The organism is Fusobacterium sp. IOR10 (assembly GCF_010367435.1).
Lineage (GTDB): Bacteria > Fusobacteriota > Fusobacteriia > Fusobacteriales > Fusobacteriaceae > Fusobacterium_B.
On record NZ_WJWY01000026.1, the window covers coordinates 22,932 to 29,817 of the forward strand.

At 26.8% G+C, this 6,886-nt stretch carries 9 protein-coding genes; 3 read left to right on the top strand and 6 right to left on the bottom strand.

What is annotated here, in order from left to right; translation table 11 throughout:
- Nucleotides 1–2: 2 nt before the first annotated feature.
- Both xylB and xylA read right to left on the bottom strand, forming a co-directional pair.
- Nucleotides 3–1,457 carry a xylulokinase gene (gene xylB, locus GIL12_RS07885; RefSeq protein ID WP_163469942.1) on the bottom strand — a complete coding sequence of 485 codons (1,455 nt, stop codon included), beginning with the start codon at nucleotides 1,455–1,457 and terminating at the stop codon, nucleotides 3–5.
- 9 nt (nucleotides 1,458–1,466) lie between these two features.
- Entirely contained in the window at nucleotides 1,467–2,777 is a 1,311-nt protein-coding gene (gene xylA, locus GIL12_RS07890; protein WP_163469943.1) for a xylose isomerase, read from the bottom strand.
- A 244-nt stretch (nucleotides 2,778–3,021) separates the two neighbouring features.
- Here xylA and GIL12_RS07895 point away from each other — a divergent pair, with 244 nt between their 5' ends.
- The gene (locus GIL12_RS07895) at nucleotides 3,022–4,176 is read left to right on the top strand and encodes an ROK family protein (RefSeq protein ID WP_163469944.1); all 1,155 of its coding nucleotides are present in this window, start codon (nucleotides 3,022–3,024) and stop codon (nucleotides 4,174–4,176) included.
- A 63-nt stretch (nucleotides 4,177–4,239) separates the two neighbouring features.
- On the opposite strand, the gene GIL12_RS07900 is transcribed toward GIL12_RS07895, so the two are convergent.
- From GIL12_RS07900 to GIL12_RS07910, 3 genes are read right to left on the bottom strand one after another with little or no spacing between them, the layout of a single operon-like run.
- A complete protein-coding gene (locus GIL12_RS07900; RefSeq protein ID WP_163469945.1) occupies nucleotides 4,240–4,536 on the bottom strand; it encodes a hypothetical protein in 297 nt (98 codons plus the stop codon).
- Nucleotides 4,530–4,715, bottom strand: coding sequence for a hypothetical protein (locus tag GIL12_RS07905; RefSeq protein WP_163469946.1), 186 nt, complete (start codon nucleotides 4,713–4,715; stop codon nucleotides 4,530–4,532). The genes GIL12_RS07900 and GIL12_RS07905 overlap by 7 nt, the downstream gene beginning before the upstream one ends.
- A gap of 24 nt (nucleotides 4,716–4,739) precedes the next feature.
- Complete coding sequence (locus GIL12_RS07910; protein ID WP_163469947.1) at nucleotides 4,740–5,051, bottom strand: hypothetical protein; 312 nt, start codon at nucleotides 5,049–5,051, stop codon at nucleotides 4,740–4,742.
- Nucleotides 5,052–5,335: 284 nt separating this feature from the next.
- Between GIL12_RS07910 and GIL12_RS07915 the strand changes: the two genes are divergently transcribed.
- Complete coding sequence (locus GIL12_RS07915) at nucleotides 5,336–6,010, top strand: hypothetical protein (RefSeq protein WP_163469948.1); 675 nt, start codon at nucleotides 5,336–5,338, stop codon at nucleotides 6,008–6,010.
- Between the two features lie 4 nt (nucleotides 6,011–6,014).
- A complete protein-coding gene (locus tag GIL12_RS07920; RefSeq protein ID WP_163469949.1) occupies nucleotides 6,015–6,293 on the top strand; it encodes a hypothetical protein in 279 nt (92 codons plus the stop codon).
- Between the two features lie 15 nt (nucleotides 6,294–6,308).
- Here GIL12_RS07920 and GIL12_RS07925 read toward each other — a convergent pair.
- A partial coding sequence (locus tag GIL12_RS07925) for a hypothetical protein (RefSeq protein WP_370456706.1) occupies nucleotides 6,309–6,886 on the bottom strand: 578 nt, incomplete at its 5' end.

Sequence of the window (6,886 nt, forward strand, 5' to 3'; positions counted from 1 at the left end):
AATTATTTATAAAATTCACACATCATTGGATACAGTTTTCTAAATTTCTTATATTTTTTATTGTAAATTTTTACTTTCTCTTCATTTGGAAATATTTCTTCAGTAACTTTAATTAAAGAATCACAAGCTACATTTACACTCTCATATTTTCCATCCCCAACAGCTGCTATTATACTTGCTCCAAAGGCTGGACCTTCTATTGAATTTACAATCTCAACTTTCAAATTAAAAACATTGGAAATTATTTCTCTCCATAATTTATTTTTAGCTCCTCCACCACTGAGTCTAATAATATTTCCTTTAACTTTCATTTCCTTTAATATTTCATAAGAATCTCTTAGGGCAAAAGTAACTCCTTCTAAAACAGCCTTTGTCATATCTCCTCTTTTGTCCATTGCACTAAGACCAACAAAAGAACCTCTTATATTAGAATCATTATGAGGAGTTCTTTCCCCTACTAAATAAGGCATAAAGTATATACTTTCATTTTCTGATTTACAAGCTTCTTCCATTAAAACCTTATAGTCATGAGTTTTATTTATATTTTCAGCCCACCATTTTAAACAAGAAGCTGCTGAAAGAATTACTCCCATTTGATGATATTTAGAAGCTGAATTACAAAAAGAATGTACCCTAGCCCCATTATCAAATGTATATTTATCACTATTTGAAAAAACTACACCTGATGTACCAAGGGAAACTGATAAATTTTCTTCACTAACAACCCCAAGTCCAACAGCTCCAATAGCTTGATCTCCACCACCTATAACTATTTTAACATCTTCATTTAATCCTAGTTCATCTGATATTTTCTTTGATAAAGTCCCTACACTTTCATAAGATTCATATACCTTTGGTAATTTACTTTCATCTATACCAGCTATTTTTAACATTTCACATGACCATTTTCTATTTTTAACATCTAACATTAATGTTCCAGATGCATCACTTACATCTGTTGCAAAATTACCACTTAATTTGTATGCAACATAATCCTTTGGTAACATTATTTTTGATATTTTATTAAATGCATGTGGTTCATTATTTTTCATCCAAAGAATTTTAGGAAGAGTAAATCCAGTAAGTGCAATATTTCCAGTTAAGTTTATTAATTTTTCTTTTCCTATAACATTATTTAAATATTCACATTCTTTCTCAGTTCTCTGATCACACCAAAGCATTGCAGGTCTAATAACTTCATTCTCTTCATCTAAGACAACAAGACCATGCATTTGTCCACTGAAACTTATTGCTTTTACCCTATTTTCATAACCAACTATTAATTCCTTTAAAGATTCAATAGTTTTTTCATACCAGTCACTAGGATGTTGTTCTATCCAACTATCCTTTACAAAAATAAGGGGATATTCCCTTGAAGATGTTCTTATAACTTCTCCAAGGGAATCCATTAGTAAAGTCTTAACTGATGAAGTTCCTATGTCTATTCCAATATACATGTTATTCACCTATCCTAAGATATACTGATTTAATATCATTTCTAATTTTTCTTGATTTCCAGAAGTATTTTTTATTTCTTTCAAACCTAGAGCATAGTCAGACAGTTCCTTTAATCCAACCTCTTTATTTACTATTTTCTTACCTATTCCAGTATCAAAACTAGAATATCTTTCTTTTATTATATTTTCAAAAACTTTATCTTCATATAATTTAGCAGCTATCTTTAATCCCTTTGCAAAAGTATCCATTCCAGCAATGTATGCAAAGAACATATCTTCCACATCAATTGAAGCTCTTCTTAATTTAGAATCAAAATTAAGTCCCCCCTCTTTAAATCCTCCATCCATTAAAATTTCATACATAGCAAGTGTTGAATCATAAATATTTGTAGGGAATTGATCTGTATCCCAACCTAAAAGAGTATCCCCCATATTAGCATCAACACTTCCAAGCATATCATTTATTCTTGCTACTCTTAATTCATGTTGAAAAGTGTGCCCTGCAAGAGTTGCGTGATTTGCTTCTATGTTTAATTTAAAATCTTTATCTAGATTATATTTTCTTAAGAATCCAATTACAGTTCCTGAATCAAAATCATACTGATGTTTTGTTGGTTCTTTTGGTTTTGGTTCTATATAGAATTGACCTATAAATCCAATTTCATTTGCATATTCCTTTGCAAAACTTAGCATTCTAGCTAAATTATCCAATTCTAGACCCATATCTGTATTTAAAAGAGTTTCATATCCTTCTCTTCCACCCCAGAAAACATAACCAGAACCATTTAATCTTTTTGTAATTTCTAAAGCTTTTTTAACTTGAGCTGCTCCCCATGCAAAAACATCTGCATTACAAGTTGTAGCTGCACCGTGAACAAATCTTCTATTTGAAAACATATTAGATGTTCCCCATAAAAGTTTTATACCTGTTCTTTTCATTTCTTTTTCTATTTCATCAACTATCTCATCTAAATTCTTAAAATATTCTTCTAAAGTATCAGCTTCAGGTGCTATATCTTTATCATGAAAACAAAAATATTCAATTCCTAGTTTTTCCATAAATTCAAAACCTGCTTTAACTCTAGCCTTTGCTCTTTCCATAGGATTTAAAGTATCCCAGCTTCTAATAATAGTTTGTTCTCCAAATGGATCCATTCCTCCACCTGTTAGTGTATGCCAATATGACATTGCAAATTTCAAATGTTCCTTCATTTTTTTTCCTAGTATAACTTCTTCAGGATTGTAGTATTTAAAAGATAAATCATTTTTGCTTTTACTACCTTCATATTCTATTTTATCTATTCCTTTAAAAAATTCCATTTTTCCTCCTATTCTTTTTTTAATTAAATTGACTTTAATTCATACTGAAAATATACCTTATTTTCATTTTTATGTCAAGTTTGAATTTATTGTATTTATTTTTAGAACATTTCTATGCTTTTAAAACCATATCTTTTTAAGGGAGTTATCTATTTTCAATCTATAAAAAAAATTAATTAAATTGACTTATTTTTTATTATATGTTAAATTTAAAATATATATACTTATCTTAAGGAGAAATTTTATGAATAATTTAATTTATCAGAAAAAAGAAAAATTTAAAAATATAAATAAGGCCTACAGTTATATTACAACAAATAATGAATTTACAAAAAAAGATCTATCTAATTCTTTAAATATTAGCTTCCCAACAGCAACTAAAATAATTAATATTTTTTTAGAAAAAGAAATTATAGTGGATAGTGGGTATTCAAAAAAAAATACAAAAAGAAAGGCACTTTTATATAAATATAATCCAAATTCTTTTTATTCAATAGGAATAAAAGTAGAACTTCATTCTATTAGTTTTATATTAATAAATTTAAGCGGAATAGAAATTAAAAAAACTGTTATTATCAAGGAATTTTTCAATAATAATAATTTTGTTGAATATATTAATGAACAATTAAAAAGATTTTTATTAAATTTTAAATGTATTAATAAATTAATAGGAATAGGAATTTCACTTTCTGGAATAGTTGATGATGAAAAAAAGATTTTTGAAATAGGAACAAATTTTAATATATTTGCCAAAGGTTTTGATATTCTAGAAGAAACATTTAAATTACCTGTTTATTTAATTAACGAAGCTAATGCTGGTGCTATAGGAGAATTTCTTTTAAATGAAAATAAATCTTATAATAACTTAGCTTTTATTTCAATTGAATCTGGAATAGGAGCAGGAATATTATTAAATGGTAATATTTATTCTGGATCAACTTCTAAGGCTGGAGAGTTTGGTCATTTTACAGTGGAAATAAATGGAAAAGATTGTAACTGTGGAAACAAAGGTTGTCTTGAAAGTTATTGTTCTAATGAAGCTCTAATAGAAGTTTTTAAGAAAAAATTTCAATTAGAAAAATTATCATTTGTGGAAATATTCTCTAATAAATTATATGAAACTGATATGGGAAAAGAAATTTTAGATAAATACACAACTTATCTTGCATCTAGTATTAGAAGTCTTCTTTTTTTATTAGATTTAGATAAAATTATTATTGGTGGTCTTATATCTAATTATAGTTTTATTATAGAAAAAGATCTAAAAAGAAAAATATTCAATAATATATTTTTTAAAGATAGCACTATCCTAGAGTTTTCTCATTATGGAGATTTCTCAAATTTAATTGGAGCAGCATTTTTACCATTTAATAGTTTTTTAGAAACTTTAGAAAATTAAATATACAACTAATTAATATATATTTATATAAAAAGGCTGCTAGATTATCTAGCAGCCTAATTTTTATTTATTGAGCAGACATTCTTTAACTATTTTCATGTCATCTCTCATTTCTTCTAATTTATTGTGTAGGGATTTATTGTTTTCATTTATTTGATTTTTCAGAAATTCAATTTCTTTTTCATAGAGAATTAGATCAACTTTCTTTTGAACTTCCAAGAATACATTTTCAAATTCTGCTATTACATTGTCTTTATCTGCCTTCTTATCAATCTCCCTTTTGAAATATTTATATGAACTAAGAAAGGTACCTAAGATACTTACTAAAAGTGTAAAACCAAACTTTAAATATTCTAGCATTTAGAGTCCTCTTCCTTTGAAATACTTTCAAAGATAACTTTATAAATTTTGTCATCTATTTTAGATCCAGTTCTTTTTACTAAATCCTTTAGCAAGGTTAAAACTATACCCTCTAACACTTCAGTTCCTAAATATTTACACATAAATTTTTCAATATATTTTACAATTTTTATTTTCATAATAACACTTCCTTTTTATGAGTATTATCCTTCTTCATCAGTTGCATTTTCTAAGAAATAACTAAATGCTACAATTTCAGCTTTTTCCTTTTGGATTCTAGCAAGGGATGTTTCACCAGTTTTTATTTCTTTACTAAGTCCTTCAACCCATTCATTGTAAGTAACATATCCAGCTTCTGGATCTATTTCTACACCAGATTCTTGATCTGCTAACACAGCTTTTAATGCAATTTTGTCATCTGCAATTTCTTTTAAGTAGTTTACTTCTTTTTTCACAGATTCTTGTAATTTTTTTAAACTTTCCTCAACTATTAATTTTGCTTCTAAATTGTTCATAACACCATCTCCTTTGGTATAAAAATTATAAATAACTTAGTGGTATATTTATATTACCAATAGATGTTTCCTGCAGGTTTCCTATCTACACAAATATTATATTATATTTTAAAATTTTCGTCCAGAACGTATATGACGTATATGACGTATATGACGCATATGACGTATTTTTTTTAAATTCATATATTTAGGCACCTTGACACCATAAAATCTTTGAAATATCATTTAATTAAGGATAATTTTCCAAAACAGAAAATACATAAGAATAAAAGGAGGGAGTATTAATGGAAAAAATTTTACAAGGGGGTCTTTTTATTCCAAATAGCATTTTATTTGACCCTAATCTTAATTCAACTGAAACAATTTTAATCGCTATTATAGCTAAGGGGGCTGATCCTGGAGGATGTTTTTTTTATAACAAATTTTTAGGAGAATTAGTTAACTTAAAAATTAGAAGCTGTCATAATTTAATTTCAACTATAAATCAGAAGGGATATTTGAAAAATTGCCATGTAAACAATTTTCATGTTTTTAATAAAAATAAGGAATCTTTTAAAAATATTACTGCTTCTAGGGTTATTTTCCCAATTATGGATAATTTTGATTTTATAGAAGTGAAAAAAGAATTTAATGAAGATAGTAAAAAAAATAAAAAGATTGTTAGAAAGGTATTGAAAAAATATTTTTCCCTTGATTTTCAAAAAACAAAGGTTAATTTAGATCACTATATTTTAATTTATAGAGCTTACACTATATTTGGGGAAAACAAATTATTAGAAGCCCTGGAAATTATGTCAAAAATTCCAATTGCTAAAGAAAAGTTGTCCTTAGAATGTGTTTTTAAAGTCTCAATTATTAGGATAGCACTTAGTGAAAACAAAAAAGAAGACATTACTAATCTAGAAATTTATCTTAATAATTGTATTGAATTTGAAGAATATTTTAATATTAGGAGGTAATCTTATGGAAGAAAATGATTTATTTGTTTGTGATGTCACTGATGAAATTATTATTAACAATTCTGAACCTAGAAATGCAGATGAAGAGACCCTACTTAAAATTTTATTAAGCACTTTTGGAGAGTTTACAACTATTCCAAAAATTTCAAAAACTTTAAAAATTAGTAAAACTTCCCTTTACCTAGCTAGGGATGATAGAAAATTTGTAACATATTTAGTTCAAAATAGAACTATTGTGTTAACTAAAACCCTAATAAACTTCATAAGAACATACGAAGATTAATAAATCTAAATAACTCTATACTTGAGTGCTAGCATATGTATTGGTGCTAGCACTTATTATATCCTTTAAAATATCATACTTCACCTTAGTTCTTCCCATGATCTCCCATACAAAACCATATACTTTTTTAGCTGTAATATAGGCTTCTTCCATTATCTTTCCTTGTTTTTCTTTGGAAAGTCCATTAAAATAATTATCTAAATGTTCTTTTTCCCTTAGATACTCATCTTTTTCACGAAGTTGTTTAATTTTTGTTTCTCTAGTTTTCCTAATGTCCTCATCAATTTTCTTTGATCTTTCAATGGACATACTTTCCCTAGGGGAAGGATCTAGGGTATAATCATTTTTTAGAGCAGCCACTATGAACCCAGGGGATTTATTATTTTTAGCACTAAAGTCAAGTACCTTAGTTAATCTTTCAAGGGTTATGTTCTTGTCATTTATGATTTTCATAATATTTTTGCATGTTAAAATTTCTAGATGAGCATCTAGGAGTTTTTGTTTTATTGCTCTAAGAGAACCACCACTAGGTTTTTGTATATCTTTAGGTCTATCTAATTTACTTTTATGTGAATTAGTAGTGGTGGTTTTTA